The following is a 17,958-nucleotide window of genomic DNA, read 5'->3' on the forward strand; positions in this document are numbered from 1 at the left end:
TCGGATTGTACCTTCATATTGCTTAGATCCCCCCTTTCCCGAGCACTAAAAAAGTAGCACTTCATTCATTTCAGATGAAGTGCTACTTTTTTTGTTTTCATTAGCTAACAAAATATTTATTAACAATGGTTTCTACAGGTAATGGCTTGTTATATAAATAGCCTTGGCCTTTTTGGCAACAATGACGTTTTAGGAAATCAACCTGTGATGGTTCCTCGATCCCTTCAGCAATGACCTCTAACCCTAAATTGTGAGACATTGAAATAATGGCTTTAATAATTGCCTCATTTTTATCGTCTTTTGCAATATCAGCTATAAATGATTGATCAATTTTTATGATATCTATTGGATAGCGCTTTAAATAGCTTAAAGATGAATAACCTGTTCCAAAATCATCAACTGAAACATAAACACCTAGTTGCTTCAATTCAGTTAAAATTGAAAATGTTTCATGGACATTAGTCATAGAGCTTTCGGTAATTTCCACCTCTAATAATTCTGGAGGCACGTTATACTTTTTCAAAGCAGTTTTAATTTTCCGAGCAAAGTTTTCTTTTCTAAATTGTTTTGGTGAAATATTGATGGCAATACGTACTGGTCGATAGCCCTTCATCTGCCACTCTTTTTGATAGCGACACACCTCGTCAATAATCCAATCACCGATTTCAATTATTAAGCCTGATGCCTCTGCAATAGGTATAAACTGTGCAGGTGACACAAAGCCAAATTTCCGGTTATTCCATCGTAATAATGCCTCAAAGCTATTGATGCTATTATTCGTTAAATCCATTTGGGGCTGTAAATGAATACTTAACTCATTAAATTCGATAGCACGACGTAAATGGGCCTCCATTAGTGCTTCATTTGGAAAAATAGTTGTCATATCTTCACGATAGTAACGGTAGTGTGAACGCCCATGCTCTTTTACAGAAAACAATGCTTTATCTGCTTTACGGACAAGTGTTTCTAAATCCTTGCCATCCGCTGGACTGAGTGAGATACCAATCGACACGCTAATAAAATATTCCTGCTCATCAATCATAAACGGCAGTTTTAATGCGTCTAAAATAGCGTTAGCCGTTAGTTCAATTTTGTTGACGTTTGCATCTTTTAGAACAAAAATAAATTCATCGCTATTATAACGATAAAGCGAGCATTTGGAGTAACAGAGCTCACGAAGTCTATGACTAAACATTCGCATCAGTTCATCACCCTTACTTTCACCAAGGGATTCATTGAACTTTTTAAAGCGATCAATATCCACTAAAATAATAGCTGCTTGCTTATTATGCTTTTTATCATTTAAATGCTGAAGCCAATGCTCCTTAAAAGCCTTGCGATTCCAAATACCCGTTAATTCATCCATTAATGCTAGGTAATAAAAGGCCTCATGATCATTCATAAATGAAGTGGCGTCTTTCACAAATAAATGGACACCTACAATTTCACCATTAAAGTATGTTGGATGCGTTCTTAAATAAAATGGTTCTTTACTTAGTAATTGGCGTTTAAACAAGCATTTGGGCATTCCAAATGCTGAGCCGTCAATAGTTTTAGCAAATAGTAATTTAAATTCGTTGATATACTTACTCTCTAATAATGAAAAAATATTTTGTCCTATCAAGCTTTGATGTTCTTTTGACAATAGAGAAGTGGCAACAACGTTTTGATGAATAATACGACCTTGTAAATCAGTTGTTAATACCGGATTTACGTGCTGTTCTACAAATTGCAAATACGGTTCTACTTCATGCTGTTTCTCACGTATAATAACTGCTACAACTGATTTTTCTAAGGGTTGTACACGTACTGCAAATGTATTTATTTTGTGCCCCGTACGTACCTCTAGACTTTGATCTATATTCAATTCTTGTTGTAATATATTCGATAATTGCAGCCAACATTGCTCTGTAAAAAATTGTTCTGCGTTGGTAGCTTTCACATCTTGTAGCTTCATAAATGACGGTAGTTTATCGTTAAAATTAACGACCTCAAACGCTTTTGTATCAACTTTTCTCAAACATACAATTGCATCAAATGGATTAAGTTGTATGAATTGATGATAGTCTGCAAATTGCGCTACACTCTCATTATATTTTTTCATTATATCCCTCACTAAGTAGCGTGTTTGCTTTATTCTTCGTCTAGCGTAGGCTTTAGTGCATCCTTCAGGAAAATTTCCTGGCTATTAATTGGATCTTCACTACGATCAAACTCTTTATAATGATATTTTCCATTGGAGTCTTGAATACGAGCTTTAGCTGTATCCTCAAGTTGTGTGTTCATGATGTTAATAATACGAGCTTTGGCTTCGTTTGCATATACAGGGAATAAAATTTCTACACGTTTAATCATATTACGAGTCATCATATCTGCAGATGATAAATAGACTTTATTTTCCCCATTATGATGGAACCAATAAATACGAGAATGCTCAAGGAATCGACCAACAATACTCGTTACTGTTATGTTTTCACTAATTCCAGGGATGCCTGGTCTAATGCAACAAATACCACGAATGATAAGCTCTACTTTCACACCTGCAATAGACGCCTCATACAGCTTCATCATTAAGTCTTTATCCGTTAGTGAATTCATTTTAGCTCGAATAAAACCATTACCATACTTTTTATGACAAGCGATTTCCTCATCCATTAACCTAATAAATTCATCTCGAATATCAAATGGCGCCACGACCAAATGATTAAAAGTTGGCTTTTCTGTATAACCGCTTAAATAATTAAAGAAATTAGTGGCATCAATACCAAATTCCTTATCTGTCGTTATTATACCCATATCTGTATAAATTTTTGCAGTTGCATCATTATAATTTCCTGTCCCAAGATGTACAAAACGCTCAATTTTCCCATTTCGACGACTTACTACAAGTGTTATTTTCGAGTGTGTTTTTAAGTTATTCATACCGTAAATGACCAGGCAGCCAGCTTGCTCAAGTTGCTTTGCCCAAAGCACATTATTCTCTTCATCGAAACGTGCTTTCAATTCAACTAAAACTGTTACCTGCTTACCATTCTCGGCTGCAAGCTTTAATGCTTGTATAATTGGTGAATTACCACTTACACGATATAACGTTTGTTTGATTGCTAAAACATTCGGATTGACCGCTGCTTCTGAGATAAAATCTACGATTGGCGCAAACGACTCATATGGGTGATGGAAAAATATATCTTGTTGCAAAGCTTTTTCGAAAATATTTTCATCCGATTGCAAATCTAATGGCCGCTGAGGAATAAAGCTTTCATATTCTAAATGTTCTCGACCAACAGATATACCTTTTACAAACGAGAACATAAAAGTTAAATCTAGCGGTCCATCTATATGAAAAACATCTGTTTCTTCAATTTCAAATTCATCTAGTAAGTATGTAAGAACTTCCTCGCTCATCTCGCCATCACGAACTTCTAGACGACTTCCTACACCCCATTTACGTTTTTTCAGCTCTTTTTCTATTTCTACAAGTAAATCCCGTGCACCTTCCTCATGAATCGTTAAATCAGCATTACGTGTCAAACGGAAAGCCTGTGCTGATTTGACACTGTAACCATAAAAGAGCTTTTCGATATGTGCTACAATTACGTCTTCTAATAAGACAATAACCGTCTCTCCATCTGCTGAAGGTACTTTAATATAACGATCTAAGACAGATGGAACTTGTACAATCGCTACCTTTTCACGATTCTCTAAGTCTGCTTCATCTTGCTCTAATAAAACAAGTAAATTTAATGTTTTACCAAGCAATGTTGGGAAAGGACGATACGCATCTACAGCTACAGGTGTTAAAACAGGGAAGATAGTTTCTGCAAACATTTCATTGACGAATGCTTTCTGTGTACTATTTAAGTCTTTCATGTCTGCAATATGTACATTATGTTGTGGTAATAAATCATATATTAAATGTCTATAAACTTCAGTTTGACGGCGCACTAGTGCTTGAGTTCGCTCTGCAATTTTTGCTAATTGCTCTTTTGGTGTTAAGCCTGACTTATTTTCAGGCTTATGGAAACCTGCACGCACTTGATCCTGTAGACCCGCAACACGCACCATAAAAAATTCATCTAAATTCGAACTAAATATTGCTAAAAATTTCAATCGTTCTAGCAGAGGATTATTGACATCCTCTGCTTCCTCTAATACTCGTTCATTGAAGGCTAGCCAGCTTAATTCACGATTGTTATAGTATTGCGGTTTAGCGATTTCCTCTAGTAAACGGCCTTGTACTTCTGTTAAATCCTCTTCACCTAACTGATTGTTTGTAACTTCAGTTGTCATAATTGTTCAACCCTTCTTCAATAAAATTTATTTTTATAGGTATTTTTAGTGCGCGTTCTAGATGTTTTTTATGTCGGTTTGCTTGATATTTTTCAGCGGCCGCATTGTGTTTCACATAGATGTTAAGCTGAACATGGTCCTCTTTTGTTTGCATCTTAATGGTACGTACAATCTTTCTTTTAGATACATTTAACGCATAGACAAATTTTAAAAGTGCGCCAAAATCTCGTATTTTACGATACTCCTCACGACTCATCCATTCTGTAAAAGGAGCTGCGAATCGCTGATAATAATCTTTATTTTTATACGAAGCTAAGAGTGCTAATTTCACACGCTCCTTATGATTTAGCCCATCGATAGATTGGTTCGCAATTAAATAAAAGGTATGCTGGCTCGCCGAACTTAACTCAATATACTCCCCTATATTAAAAACCTTCGCCGCCTTCTCCAATAATTGCAAATCTTTTGGATTATGTTGTAAATAATTGAGGTGGCAGCATTCGCGGTACAATTGATCCATTAATTGTGTCAAATAGTCCACTTCTTTTTCAGTTCGACCATACTGACGAGCCATTCTTTTAACGTTTCCCTCAAACACATTGTACTTATCAAATGCACTTTTATCTGTTTGCAAAATACGCTGTATAATGATTCCTTCTCGCAAACCCTTCTTTGTTATTTGGAATAATTTACTGCCGACAACCTCCATTAACACATTGAAAACTTCTAATGCAGGAGCAATGATGTCCGCACGATCTGCCGAAAGCCCATCTAACTGTTTCAATTCACTAAAACTTAAATTACCTAAAAACATACTGAGCTCATCTAAATTTTCCTTAGTCATTTCGTAACCATGTACACTTGCTATTGGATATGCATGTTTTTGTTGATGAATTTGGGCAATATTTCGAGCACTACCACCAATGGCGATAATCGGTAAACCGATATCCTGTATCCAAGGAAGTGATTTGAACTGTTCTTTAACAAATGCAATGAGTTCCTTTTTTTCACTACTGTTCATAATCTCGCCTTTTACAAAACGTTGCTTTAAAGAAACTGTACCAAAAGGAAAACTATAAGATTTCTGTAGTTCTTTATTTTCAAAAAGCGTTATTTCTGTACTACCACCACCAATATCGATAGTTACAGCGGACTTCGTGCCTATTGAATGTGCTACAGCAACAAAGCCATAATATGCCTCTTCTTCTTCAGATAAAAGCTCTATATGAATACCTATCTGTTCTTTCATTAAGGTAATAATTTTTGCTCTATTTGTTGCCTGACGAATTGCAGCTGTTGCGGCAGCTTTAACATCAGTCACTTCAAAATCATCGAGCATTGCTTTAAAAGTCAATAATGTTTCTGTTAATACTTTTATACCTTCTTCAGACATTTCACCAGAGGGCTGTATATATGTACGTAAACGTGCAACCGTTTTAATATTTCCAATCTCACGAAGTCCCTCTTCTTTATCATATTGATACAATACTAATCGAATGGTATTTGAGCCAATATCGATGATAGCGGTTTTTAATTCATTCAAATAATCACTTCCTTAGCGCGTACATGCATATTATTTTTGGTTCTACATTAAATGTGAGGTGAACTCAAGCTTGCCAGGTTTTCAAGTAGCGGTGTAAAGGATGCTCACCTTCATGTCAGAATTGCCTTATTATTTTGTTCCTAGCAACATTTATCTATACAAAAAAAGCCGGAGCCTAAAAGAGGCATCCGACTTACTTTAAATTATTAATATACTTCAGGATACCCATTATTAATATTGTGAAGTACCTTTTTCAACGTTATCTCTATTATTCAAAACTTTATTTTATAAGATAAGTTGATCTATACGTAAAATAAGCTCCGCAATTTCTGGCTTACTAATTTGATCTTCTGCACCTACTTGGTCACCTTTATGACGAAGATCATCTGTAATTAAGCTTGAGAAAATGATGACAGGAAGCTTTTGGAGGTCTGGATGCTCCTTTATTTTACGCGTTAAATGATGCCCGTCCATTTGAGGCATCTCAATGTCCGTCACAATTAATTGGATATGCTCAGATACATCGCTACCACCTTTGACGACGGATTCGAGATATTCATATGCATCACGGCCATTTTCAAAGAATTCTACATTCTCATAACCTGCTTCATTCATAGTATCGAATAAGAGCTTACGTAGTAATGGTGAATCTTCAGCAATTAAAATACGTTTTTCAGAGCGCTCACGTTTACCAAGCTTTTTAACGGACTCTACACTGATACCAGAATCTGGATTGATATCTACCATAATTCTTTCGAAATCAAGCAATAAAATCATTTGCTCATTTTGCTTAATAACACCAATTACTTGCGATGTTCCTCCCTGATACATATCAGAAGGTTTCTCGATTTGATTCCATGAAATACGGTGAATCTGTGTTACATTATCCACATGGAATACTACGCGCTGTTTATTAAACTCAGCTACAATATATTTTTGCTGAGGACTACGCTCAGCATTTTGAATACCTAATACTCGGAGCATATCAACTACAGGTAAAACCTCACCTCGTAATTGAATAATCCCTTCTACATGCGGGTGCGCGTGTGGAATAAATGTTACTGGAAACGGTTGAATAATTTCCTTTACTTTAATAACATTAATACCAAATTTATTGTTAGCTACTTCAAATTCAACAATTTCTAGCTCATTTGTGCCACTTTCTAATAATATACCTTTATGTTCCAAAGCAACCCCGCTCCTTTCTATTCAACTTCTATTAATAATTCAATTGTATCATAGGCAATACATTTCTCCTACTTGCTTTTTCCAAATTTATCATGAACTTAGCTCTACCATAACGTGTTGTTGATTTCCATTACGACTGGGCGCTTTTATCGCTGACGCTTCGCTTTCGCGCAGAGCAGAGCTTCCTGGGGGCGTCCGATGAGCCGCTTGGGCCAACACGATGTTGGTCACAAAGGCGTTATCACAGGACGTGATGTTTTTAGCCTTCGTTCCTCTATCGCTAATCCCCAAAGAGTCGCCCAGTCTCCACTCCAATCAACCCTTATCAATTTCGCCTTGGCATTGCGTTCAGATGCTTTATCATCATTCAGTAGGTGTTTAGATATTTATTGAAAGAGAACCACATCCACGTTCATCTCACCACCTTCAGAGGGGGAGTCTTAACTGAACGAAGATATATGGCATATGTTTTATCGAATGTCATCTCCAACTTTTGAGCCATTGATTTTTAGATGCACTAATAGTCCAATTACCGTCATCACAATTAATGTCGATAATGCAACACGACTTGCTAGCGTTCCGTAATCTTTCATCCATAATGTGACCGTTCCATAGACTGCTGGCCCTATGATTGAAGATACTTTACCCGAAAATGCAAATAAGCCAAAAAACTGACCTCTTTTTTCTTCCGGAGACAATTCAATAATATATGTTCTAGATGTTACCCACATCGATCCTAGTGATACGCCAAACATACTACCTGCAAGCCAGAACATCCATTGCTCGGTCGCAAAGACAGCAAATGCTAAAGCAATAATCATTAATATCGCCACTACTGTTATCGCACGTTTGGCTCCAATTGCTTTTGTAATATAACCAAATGCAAAAGAGCCAATAATAGTTGAAACAGTAGACACTAAATAAAGTACGATAAATTGACCCGAAGTGAAGCCTACAATCGTTGTTGCATATACAGCCATCATTGCAATGGTTGTTGCAATGGCATCATTTAAAAAGAAATAAGCAATCATAAAGGTGAAAATAGCTTTATATTGCTTCATGTCCTTAAAGGTTTGAGCAATTTCCTTATAGCCATCTAGAAATTTAATAGGCTTACGCTGAGACATTGGAATCGGTGTATCTTTATTAATAAAAAATAATGGCAAAGAAAATAATAAATATAAAATGGCAGTCGGTATAAATGCTCGATGAAAATCGCTGTTTCCAACATACAGATAAACAAGCAGCCCAAAAATTGTACCAAGATAACCAATCGCTACCCCATAGCCAGAAATAAGGGGCATTTCCTCTTTTGTCCCTAAATCACTCATCATCGAATCATAGAATACTAGACTGGAATTAAAGAAAAATTTTGCGATGATAAAACTAGCTACAACTAAAAATAAACTAAGTGGCACACCTGAATAATTTGTTGGTGTCTGTAGATTCGCAAAAACCCCCATCATAAAGGTAAAGAAGATTGAAATAGATGCAAACCATACAATAAATCTCTTTTTATAGCCTGTATTATCAATCCATACACCAAAAAGTGGTGAAAAAACAACGAGGAAAAAACTAGCAATGGCATTCGCATAAGAAATAAACGTACTTGCCACCTGTTGCATTACCTCATTCGTTCCTAAAACCTCATCCATATAAAACGGGAAAAATATAGTATTAATATTTGAAGAAAATATTGTGTTCGCAAAATCATAAAATGCCCACGATAAAATTGGCAGTGATAAATAAAGAGCTAACTGGCTCCGATGCTGTGCGTCTACTACTGAATTCCGCTTCATAAAACCCCTCCTCCCCATTCTTTATAATATTAAATAAATTCCCCCATGTAATAAAAAATACCTCTTATTTAAAGAAAATTAACACTATTTACAATATACATTCATTTTTATTTACCATAATAAAAAAATATCCAAGCCCCCTCGCTTGGATATCCTTTTTACTATTCTTCTATATTCACCCACGTTGAAGACCATTGTTCGATTGCCTTAAGGATCGGTGCAAGTGCATGTCCTTTTTCTGTTAGCTCATATTCAATCACTACTGGTGTTGATGGAATAACTGTGCGTGTCACAATGTTCTCAATCTCTAGTTCTTTTAATCTCTCCGTTAACACACGACTGCTAATACCTACCTGATTTTTAATGGTTGAGTATCGTTGAGGACCTTCTAATAACTGATAAATAAGCAGGGTGTTCCAGCTATGATTTAATATTTTTAACGCCTTTTCAAATCGTGGACAAATTTTTTTTTGATCCAATTTACCTGCCTCCTAAGTATTTTGTTCTTATATAAGAGTATATCATTTTTGTCAAAATCAGTTTTAAAAATAAAATTTAGTTACTTGACAAAAGCTGTTTTTAAAAATAAACTAAGTTACGAAATGTAAGTTAAAAACAAAAGGAGTTTATTAAACTATGCAAAATATCGGTTCAACTATTTTACGCGTGGTGCTTGGCATTATTTTTGCAGCTCACGGATTTCAAAAATTTCAAGGTGGTATAGGCTTCACAGCTGATTATTTTGATGCCATTGGTATTCCAGGATTTATGGCTTATATTGTTGCCATTATAGAACTAGTCGGTGGTGTAGCAATTATTTTAGGCTTAGGCACAAGACTTTTCGGCGCTTTATTGACAGTAACAATGATTGTTGCCATTTTTACAGCGAAGCTTAGCATTGGCTTTATCGGCGAAAACGGTTTAGCTGGATATGAATTCGATTTAGCTTTAGCTGCAATTGCTTTATACTTTGCACTTGCAGGGGCATCTAATTTTTCTTTAGACGCAAAACTTTTTAATAAAGAGTGATGCTCCCGTAGTTTACTATTTTCTGTGTGTTAGTGAGCTGCTTTATATACAAAGAAACCCGAAGTATCATTTTATAAGATGATACTTCGAGTTTCCTAAAAATTTTTTCGTATTAATAAGCCTTTAAAAGTGCCTGCGTACCGTTTTCACCATAGCCCTCTTCCATTAGCTTTTCATACATATCATAGGCAAGGGTTAGGCCTGGTAATGTAATCCCCATTTTTTTAGATTCGTCTAATGCAATTTTCATATCCTTTACAAAATGCTTGATATAAAAACCTGGTGCGTAATCTTCTTTTATCATACGAGGTGCTAAATTACTTAAAGACCAAGAACCAGCTGCACCAGACGAGATAGATTGCAATACTGTTGATAAGTCAAGTCCAGCCTTTAAACCGTAAGCCAGTGACTCACACACACCAATCATGCCAGAAGCAATAACGATCTGATTACACATTTTAGCATGCTGTCCTGCTCCAGCTTCACCTTGGTAAACAATATTTTCACCAAAATGTTTCATGACTGATAAAATTTTATTGAATGTAGCTTGGCTACCTCCAACCATAATTGACAATGTCCCGTTTTGAGCGCCGATATCTCCTCCAGAAACTGGTGCATCTAGCGCTTCTACTCCAAGCTTTTGCGCGTGCTCAAAAATTTTCATAGCCAACGTTGGCTCGGAAGTGGTCATATCAATAACGATATTGCCGGATTCAGCTGTTTGAAATAATCCGTTATCTCCAAAATAAACTTCCTCTACATCTGCAGGGTATCCAACCATTGTAAAGGCAATTTCCTTATTTTTAAATGCTTCCGCTGGTGTACTTGCCCAAGTTGCACCTAACGCCAAAAGCGGCTCTGCTTTCTCTTTTGTACGTGTATAAACTGTTACCTCATGACCATTTTTTAATAAATGCCCAATAATACTAGCGCCCATAACGCCTGTACCGATAAATGCAATACGCTCTTTTCCCATATGTACATACTCCTTTGTATCATAGCTATCGATCAATTATTCACAATATAAACCAACCACTAGCACTTATTTTTTCTCTTTCAGTGTAGATGAATAAGTGTGATAATTCAAACTTTTCTTGTTAGCTTGTACTAAAAGCATTGTGCTCTGCATATATACGAGTAAATCATTTTCGCCTGGGCAAAAAAAAGAGAGCAGTTGATGGGGTATCACTGCTCTAAAGGGGGAAATGAGAATGTTGCTGTGTTCATAATAAAGTATTCCCCACCAAATGCTTTTTAAACATATTATTTAAAAAGTTTATATTGTGAATACTGAAACATTCTTTCAATCTTCTCGATCTTCTTCTTCTTCAAATGCTGTCTGTCTATAATAAGTATTCATTAACTGATCTAATCTGCGACTCAGTTGAATGGTTTTCGCATTTCGCAACCCGTTCTCTACACCTGAGCGAATCATCATCTCACGAGTTTGTTCCATTTGTTTCAAGAGTAGATTGACCATTCATACAACCTCCACACACAAATAATCATACCATTATTATACATTTATATTTCATTTCTTACAGCATTAACTTACGACAATGTTCGACAAATTAGCTTCTAGGAATTTCTAGATAAGTATAGATTATGCGTCCATTTTGTTTGGCCTCACCTCTAAAATGTTTAAATAAAGGATGTTTTACAAGTACTTCTCGAAACTCATAAAATTGTTCCTTTTCTACCTCTATACATTGTATTTCCCCATTTTGTAATTGTTTAAGCATATTTTCGTATTTTTCCATTTATTTTATTCCTCTCTTTTTTAACATTTTGTTTACTAAATTATGAATTATTCAAAAAAAGCTTTACGTTTCCCATTTTTTCATGCAAACTGTATATTATTAGTCGATGAAGGAGCTGACTGTCTGTGAAAATAGCTGAAGTTGGAAATATTATCGAGTTTAAAGATGGCCTACAAGGTATAGTTGAAAAAGTAAATGAAAATTCGGTGATCGTTGATTTAACATACATGGAAAATTTCGATTCCCTTGAAATTGAAGAAAAAACGGTCGTCAACCATAAACGTTATAAAATTTTATATACAAATGAAGCTTAATATTCTGAATAGTCCCTATTTGTCTTTATAGATGATAAGGGACTTTTTTTTTGATAATATTAAAAGCATGGAGGTCGAATGATGCTTACAAATTCGAAACAAACAATAATATTGATCCTTTCTTTATTATTCGTTTATGGCATGCTTGCTTTTACCTTTGCTAACCAAGCTGTATTTTGGTACCTGTATGCATTTACTTTACTTGTATGTATTGCCATTGCTATTTTGGCTGGTAAAATTGAAGATCAGTTACCTACCTGGAAATTTTTACTTTTCGGTATTGGATACGGTACAATAACATACGGTATTATACGCTTTGGCTATTGGCTTGCACCATTCATTAATAATTCATTAGTACAATCAGTACAAAAGTTTTTAGCAAATTATGGACCACAAAATATTTGGCACTATATTTTACTCGTATTCATTGTTGCAATCGGCGAAGAAATCTTTTGGCGTGGCTATGTTCAACAACAGTTAAAGCGCTTTATGCGTCCTACTTTTGCAGTTATTGTAACTGCGATTTTATGCGCAATCTCCATTGCTCTAAGCGGCTTTATGCTTGGTATGATCGCAGCACTTGTAACCGGCCTTATTTGGGGCTTGTTATATGAATGGCGTAAAAGTATGCCACTTGTTATTGTAGCCCATGTAGTTTTTATACTACTATTATTTTTAGTGTTACCTTTAACATGATAACATTAAAATATGGAAACATTTTATCTTTACCAACGTTTAATTAAGAAAAGGAGGGCTTTTCATGCAAAAAAAATTACTTTCAGTACCTGCTTTATTATTAACTGCGGTTTTAGTCGTAGGATGTAATACTTCTGATAAAACAGAGGATTCTGACGCTCAAAATAATGAGCCATCAAATACATCGGCTGAACAACAACAACAACCATCATCTGAGGATAAAACTGTAGATGAATCGCAAGAAACGCCTACATCAAATGAAACAAATAAAGACAATACAGACAATGAAACTAAAAAAGAACAAGAAGTTAATTATGTACAAAAAGGTGTAGACAAAACTGAGAAAGCAAAGGAATCAAAAAGCGCTACTCAAGACTACAAAATGCAACAACTACCTGGGTTTACACTTTCTCAAGAAGAACCAGGTAAAGACATGTTAGTTTCTAATGAAAATGCTGAAGTATTTATGCGTATCGAAGCAATTGATGCATCACAAACAAGCTATGCAGATGCAAAAACATCTATGCAAGATTATATGAATGCTGTTGGTGAACCATCATCTTTAACTTCAGAAGATCTAGCTGCATTTAAGGATATTAAAAACATAGAGGGTTATGTTGTAAATTTTGATACAGAAAAAGTAATCGGTGTTGTTTTTGAAAAAGACGGTTTAATTACAAAACTAACAATTCACGATAACAACGAATTAGATTTAACAGATGCTATGCTTAAAATGGCAGCGACTATTTCTAAAAAATAATTATAGAAAAAGACTGTAGACAAACTTGTTTGCCCTACAGTCTTTTAATTATTTTAAATAGGGTTTATAGCGTAATAGCGTAATGTGGGGTTGATTTCCATTCCGAGTCCGTTAAGCGGCTAGGAGAGGGCACGAGGGCGTTAATACAGGACAGGATACTTTAAGCTCTCTCCTGCCCTTATCAAAGACGCTAAAGTTTCAAGGAGCGTTCTAATATTATTTGTTGGAGTACAATTTAAGATAAAGGTGAATTTCCAAACAAGACTCACCTTGTCATTACTTTTCATAAAAAAAGTTGCCTCAAATTCATTGAGACAACTTTTTTTAATAAGACAAATCCTTAATAGACAATCCTAATTTTTTTAATAACGTGATAGCTTGGTCTTTTTCTTCAACCGAAAGCACACTCATCAATTCATGTAAATGCTGTTCATGTTTTGGAAATAGTTCTCCCATAAAGGCTTCACCTTTATCCGTAATTTCTGCATAGGTAACACGGCGATCTGATGGACAAGAGACACGTAATAAATATCCTCTTTTTTCAAGTTTGTCAATGACATACGTAATAGACCCACTTGCAAGCAAAATTTTATTGCCAATTTGCTGTAATGGCTGTCTTCCTTTATGATAAAGAAGCTCTAATACAGCAAATTCAGTAGGGTTTAATCCATTCTCTTGAAAAAATTGATGGGTCGTCTCATTAATCGCTTTATGTGCACGTGATAATACAATATATAATTTTAAAGATTGCTTTATATCTTCTGACGTCATATCCTTTTCCTTTCATTCGCTATATATACATGCCATTATAGCGAGATTAGAAAAGCATTGTCAAAAGCATTATTTGATTTCAAGACTTTTACGGTGGTTTATGTTATCATTTCAACTCTTTTTATGTTACTAAATAAGCAGAGTCTTTCGTGGATACATCCACTGTATCCATCTGATTAAATGTGTAAATCGGGAATTGTAAGTGGAAGCATGTCCCCTTCTGTAATTCACTATTCACACCTATTACGCCTTCATGCTCTTCAATCACCTTTTTCACGAAAGCAAGGCCTAGTCCTGTCCCTGTTGATTTCGTCGTGTAAAAAGGTTGGAATAAATTTTGAAGGGTAGCACTGTCCATGCCGGCACCTTCGTCTTTAATTAGTAATTCTACAATCGCACAGTCAATAACATTTATTTCTACCGTGATCGTTCCGCCGTTATTCATGGATTCCATCGCATTTTTAATAAGATTCATGAATACTTGCTTTAAGCGATTTTCATTGCCACCAATGTATACTTGTGTAGAAGTAGAAATGTATTGAATTATAATATTTTTCATAAGCGCATCTGGAAGCATAAACTCAATCACTTGCTTTACAATGTTATCTAGCTCTATTAATTCCACTTTCATACTTGTTGGCTTGGACAATACTAAAAGCTCGGATAAAATTTGTTCCATCCGTTGGAGTTCACTATCGATGACAGATAAATACATGCGTGACTCTTCATCAGCATTTAGCTTTAGCAATTCGGTAAAGCCCTTTAAAGAAGTTAATGGATTACGAATTTCATGGGCGATACTTGCGGCCATTTGACCGACAACATTTAAAGCTTGCTGATGCTCAACTTTATGTTGAAGTTGTTTCTTTTCTGTTTCATCATTAATGACTGTGACAATAATATTGTTATATTCATCAAAGATACTTGAGATTTCATAATAGCAAGTGCTCGAAACTTGAGTATCATCAACTACATGAATACTTGCATGCTTTTCACCCATCAGTTTAGAAAGGTATGCAGTAATTTGACCTTTCTTCAACGTAAATGCATCAAATATGTGCTGATGCGCCTTATGAAGAAGCTGCGATTTTTCTATTTTTAAATACATTTCAGCATACTTATTTAGCCCAAGAATTATCCCGCTAGCGTCACTTACAATAACGGCGTACGGTAAGTGATCATAAGCATTGTAAGATTGTGATCTCTCCTGTTCTTGACTAACATATAATTCATGAGCTATGTCATTATTTAACGTTGAAATTTGCGCAACAATTTCTTCTGTGCTTGGATCATAAAAACATTTGAAAGACATCATTTCAAACTCATTTCCAGCTGTTTGAATATTGAAGATTTCTTCTGATCTCAAATCACTTTCTAATTGTTTAACGAACTTCGCCCAATTTAAATTAGATGGCTCGTCCATAGTTAAATAACCAATATACGTTGAATGGAGGTTAAAAAGTTTAATAGCAGCCTCATTCACGTTCAAAATTTTTCCTGCTTTATTAAGAATAAGTGTTGGTGACGAAGTACTTGTCATAAGATTTTCAAAACATTGATTAATATCATTTTGCTTCAACTTTCTCACCGAACCTTTCAAAAGAGTAAAAAACCTCTTAATCGAATTTTGGGCCTTTACTATAATCTATGATTGCACGATTCTATTATTACAAAATTTAGTAAATTTAAGTATAAAAATTATTTCACGAACTGTTCACAAAATAAATAGGTAAAAAGGATTATATTGTATGACAGCTACTTGACTGTTACAATTGTAAATTGAAAGGAAGATTATTGAATGAATACTATTTTAACCACATTAAACGCAAAGTATATTCACACAAATTTAGCATTGCGTTATTTAAAAGGTGCAGCTTTACCCGAATTTAATCCAATTATTGCAGAGTATACAATTAAAGATCCTGCTTTTAATATTGTATCAGATTTGTTCCAAAAAAAACCTGATATCGTAGGATTCAGTTGCTATATTTGGAATATTGAAGAAACTATTCACGTCATCAAGATGTTAAAAACTGTCTGTCCAAATGTTAAAATTTTGCTCGGGGGACCTGAAGTTTCTTACGATTGCCACCATTGGTTACGTAGAATTGAAGAGGTTGATTTCATAGTTATGGGTGAAGGAGAAACTTCCTTTAAACAGTTGCTACGCTATTTGCATGGAGAAATTGCATTAGATGATGTTCCAGGGATTTGCTACTTAGAGGATGGTAAAGTACGAATTCACACACAAGCACCAAAGATAGATTTACGTGAATTGCCAAGTCCATTTCGTTTTGAAGAGGACCTCCCTCATCTAAGCAAACGAATTCAATATATTGAAACAAGTCGAGGCTGTCCATTTAGCTGTCAATTTTGTTTATCTTCTATTGAAGTAGGGGTTCGTTATTTTAACCGAGAAAAAATAAAAGAAGATATTCGTTTCTTGATGGACAACGGTGCACGTACTATTAAATTTGTTGATCGTACATTTAATATAAGCCGTAGCTATGCAATGGAAATGTTCCAGTTTTTAATCGATGAACATAAGCCAGGGGTTGTATTCCAATTTGAAATTACCGCAGATATTATGCGTCCTGAAGTTATCCAGTTTTTAAATGATAACGCACCAAAAGGTCTTTTCCGTTTTGAAATTGGTGTTCAATCAACGAATGATCTAACAAATGATCTTGTGAAACGCCGTCAAAACTTTGAAAAGCTAACACGAACAGTGACGATGGTCAAAGAAGGTGGAAAGATTGATCAGCATTTAGATTTAATCGCTGGTTTACCAGAGGAGGATTATGGAAGCTTCCGTCAAACCTTTAATGATGTTTTCGCAATGCGACCAGAAGAATTACAGCTTGGATTCCTTAAACTTCTGCGCGGTACAGGCCTTCGTCTAGAGGCTGAAAAATTCGGCTATACGTATGTGGACCAATCTCCTTATGAGATTTTCTCAAACAATGTCTTAACATTTGATGATATAGTACGCATTAAACATGCAGAGGATGTACTTGAGAAATACTGGAACGATCACCGTATGGATCAAACGATTGAATACTTAGTAACTGAAGTGTTTGAAACACCATTTGATTTCTTCCAAAATTTCGGCACTTATTGGGAAACTAAAGGTTGGTCGCGTATCGGGCATCAGCTCGAGGATTTATTCCGTCGTTTATTAATGTTTTTAGAAACTGTAGAGGGTGCTAATTTAAAAATTATTAAAAGCCTAATGCAACTAGATTATTTAAAGGCACAGCAGTTCCAGCCACGTAAATTATGGTGGAAGGAGCGCCCTACAGAGGAGCAACAAAAGGCACTTTATACGGCCTTACGTGAAAATCCTGCAATTGCAGGTGAAGAATTCGCCAACTTCAATCTATCTGAAAAAGAGTTGTTTAAACATACGCTCATTATTCCGCACCATGTAGAATACCAAAATTTCTCAAATGGCAAAATTGTACAAAAAAGCGGCTATTTATTAACTTACTTCCGTCACGGTCAAGCGCCATACTTTGCAACAATCCATTCTATATAATAAGAAACGCTAGTCCATTAATAAATATAGGACTAGCGTTTTTTTCATTCATAAAGAATTCTTAAATTTCCTATAACCTAAAATAAAATCAAACAATTACGTTTTTAATTGATTCCACTGTAAGTAAAAAACTATAGCTTTATTATGCTTAATAGTTGTTTTTAGAGGCATTACAATTATCCTAACATTATTTAGTACGAATTTCTCAACCCATCAACATCCTATCCCTGTAAATATTACCCACTAACCAGTTGTGATAACCAGGAAAAA

General features: G+C 35.1%; 16 protein-coding genes. 5 read left to right on the forward strand and 11 right to left on the reverse strand.

Annotated elements, in window-relative coordinates:
- Window positions 1-100: 100 nt before the first annotated feature.
- The 6 genes from ACFVT8_RS12055 to ACFVT8_RS12080 all read right to left on the reverse strand — a co-directional run bounded on the left by ACFVT8_RS12055 (window position 101) and on the right by ACFVT8_RS12080 (window position 9,299).
- A complete protein-coding gene (locus ACFVT8_RS12055) occupies window positions 101-2,104 on the reverse strand; it encodes an EAL domain-containing protein (RefSeq protein WP_387079641.1) in 2,004 nt (667 codons plus the stop codon).
- 29 nt (window positions 2,105-2,133) lie between these two features.
- Window positions 2,134-4,290 carry an RNA degradosome polyphosphate kinase gene (locus tag ACFVT8_RS12060; RefSeq protein WP_387079638.1) on the reverse strand — a complete coding sequence of 719 codons (2,157 nt, stop codon included), beginning with the start codon at window positions 4,288-4,290 and terminating at the stop codon, window positions 2,134-2,136.
- The gene (locus ACFVT8_RS12065; protein ID WP_387079637.1) at window positions 4,280-5,833 is read right to left on the reverse strand and encodes a Ppx/GppA phosphatase family protein; all 1,554 of its coding nucleotides are present in this window, start codon (window positions 5,831-5,833) and stop codon (window positions 4,280-4,282) included. The genes ACFVT8_RS12060 and ACFVT8_RS12065 overlap by 11 nt, the downstream gene beginning before the upstream one ends.
- 285 nt (window positions 5,834-6,118) lie before the next feature.
- Window positions 6,119-7,021, reverse strand: a complete 903-nt coding sequence (locus ACFVT8_RS12070; RefSeq protein ID WP_387079635.1) for a chemotaxis protein — start codon at window positions 7,019-7,021, stop codon at window positions 6,119-6,121.
- Between the two features lie 470 nt (window positions 7,022-7,491).
- Window positions 7,492-8,820, reverse strand: coding sequence for an MFS transporter (locus ACFVT8_RS12075; RefSeq protein WP_387079634.1), 1,329 nt, complete (start codon window positions 8,818-8,820; stop codon window positions 7,492-7,494).
- A 161-nt stretch (window positions 8,821-8,981) separates the two neighbouring features.
- Complete coding sequence (locus ACFVT8_RS12080; RefSeq protein ID WP_387079633.1) at window positions 8,982-9,299, reverse strand: winged helix-turn-helix transcriptional regulator; 318 nt, start codon at window positions 9,297-9,299, stop codon at window positions 8,982-8,984.
- Window positions 9,300-9,456: 157 nt separating this feature from the next.
- Between ACFVT8_RS12080 and ACFVT8_RS12085 the strand changes: the two genes are divergently transcribed.
- Complete coding sequence (locus ACFVT8_RS12085) at window positions 9,457-9,849, forward strand: DoxX family protein (RefSeq protein WP_387079632.1); 393 nt, start codon at window positions 9,457-9,459, stop codon at window positions 9,847-9,849.
- A 112-nt stretch (window positions 9,850-9,961) separates the two neighbouring features.
- Here the strand turns inward: ACFVT8_RS12085 and ACFVT8_RS12090 are convergent, their stop codons facing one another.
- From ACFVT8_RS12090 to ACFVT8_RS12100, 3 genes are all read right to left on the reverse strand, one after another.
- Window positions 9,962-10,825: an NAD(P)-dependent oxidoreductase gene (locus tag ACFVT8_RS12090; RefSeq protein WP_387079630.1), complete on the reverse strand. Its 864-nt coding sequence runs from the start codon at window positions 10,823-10,825 to the stop codon at window positions 9,962-9,964.
- 327 nt (window positions 10,826-11,152) lie between these two features.
- Complete coding sequence (locus tag ACFVT8_RS12095) at window positions 11,153-11,329, reverse strand: Spo0E family sporulation regulatory protein-aspartic acid phosphatase (RefSeq protein WP_387079628.1); 177 nt, start codon at window positions 11,327-11,329, stop codon at window positions 11,153-11,155.
- A gap of 91 nt (window positions 11,330-11,420) precedes the next feature.
- The gene (locus tag ACFVT8_RS12100) at window positions 11,421-11,609 is read right to left on the reverse strand and encodes a hypothetical protein (protein WP_387079626.1); all 189 of its coding nucleotides are present in this window, start codon (window positions 11,607-11,609) and stop codon (window positions 11,421-11,423) included.
- A gap of 125 nt (window positions 11,610-11,734) precedes the next feature.
- On the opposite strand from ACFVT8_RS12100, the gene ACFVT8_RS12105 reads away from it, so the two are divergent.
- From ACFVT8_RS12105 to ACFVT8_RS12115, 3 genes are all read left to right on the forward strand, one after another.
- A complete protein-coding gene (locus tag ACFVT8_RS12105) occupies window positions 11,735-11,923 on the forward strand; it encodes a YkvS family protein (RefSeq protein ID WP_053483503.1) in 189 nt (62 codons plus the stop codon).
- A gap of 81 nt (window positions 11,924-12,004) precedes the next feature.
- Window positions 12,005-12,619: a CPBP family intramembrane glutamic endopeptidase gene (locus ACFVT8_RS12110; RefSeq protein WP_387081469.1), complete on the forward strand. Its 615-nt coding sequence runs from the start codon at window positions 12,005-12,007 to the stop codon at window positions 12,617-12,619.
- Between the two features lie 64 nt (window positions 12,620-12,683).
- Window positions 12,684-13,379 carry a hypothetical protein gene (locus tag ACFVT8_RS12115; protein WP_387079623.1) on the forward strand — a complete coding sequence of 232 codons (696 nt, stop codon included), beginning with the start codon at window positions 12,684-12,686 and terminating at the stop codon, window positions 13,377-13,379.
- A gap of 324 nt (window positions 13,380-13,703) precedes the next feature.
- On the opposite strand, the gene ACFVT8_RS12120 is transcribed toward ACFVT8_RS12115, so the two are convergent.
- On the reverse strand, window positions 13,704-14,150 hold the full coding sequence (locus ACFVT8_RS12120; RefSeq protein WP_100544210.1) for a MarR family winged helix-turn-helix transcriptional regulator: 447 nt from the start codon (window positions 14,148-14,150) through the stop codon (window positions 13,704-13,706).
- Window positions 14,151-14,271: 121 nt separating this feature from the next.
- Complete coding sequence (locus tag ACFVT8_RS12125) at window positions 14,272-15,633, reverse strand: ATP-binding protein (RefSeq protein ID WP_387081467.1); 1,362 nt, start codon at window positions 15,631-15,633, stop codon at window positions 14,272-14,274.
- 315 nt (window positions 15,634-15,948) lie between these two features.
- On the opposite strand from ACFVT8_RS12125, the gene ACFVT8_RS12130 reads away from it, so the two are divergent.
- Window positions 15,949-17,688 (forward strand): B12-binding domain-containing radical SAM protein, encoded by a 1,740-nt coding sequence (locus tag ACFVT8_RS12130; RefSeq protein WP_387079621.1) that lies wholly within the window; start codon window positions 15,949-15,951, stop codon window positions 17,686-17,688.
- Window positions 17,689-17,958 lie beyond the last annotated feature (270 nt).

Source organism: Lysinibacillus sp. NPDC058147 (genome assembly GCF_042884205.1).
GTDB lineage: Bacteria > Bacillota > Bacilli > Bacillales_A > Planococcaceae > Lysinibacillus.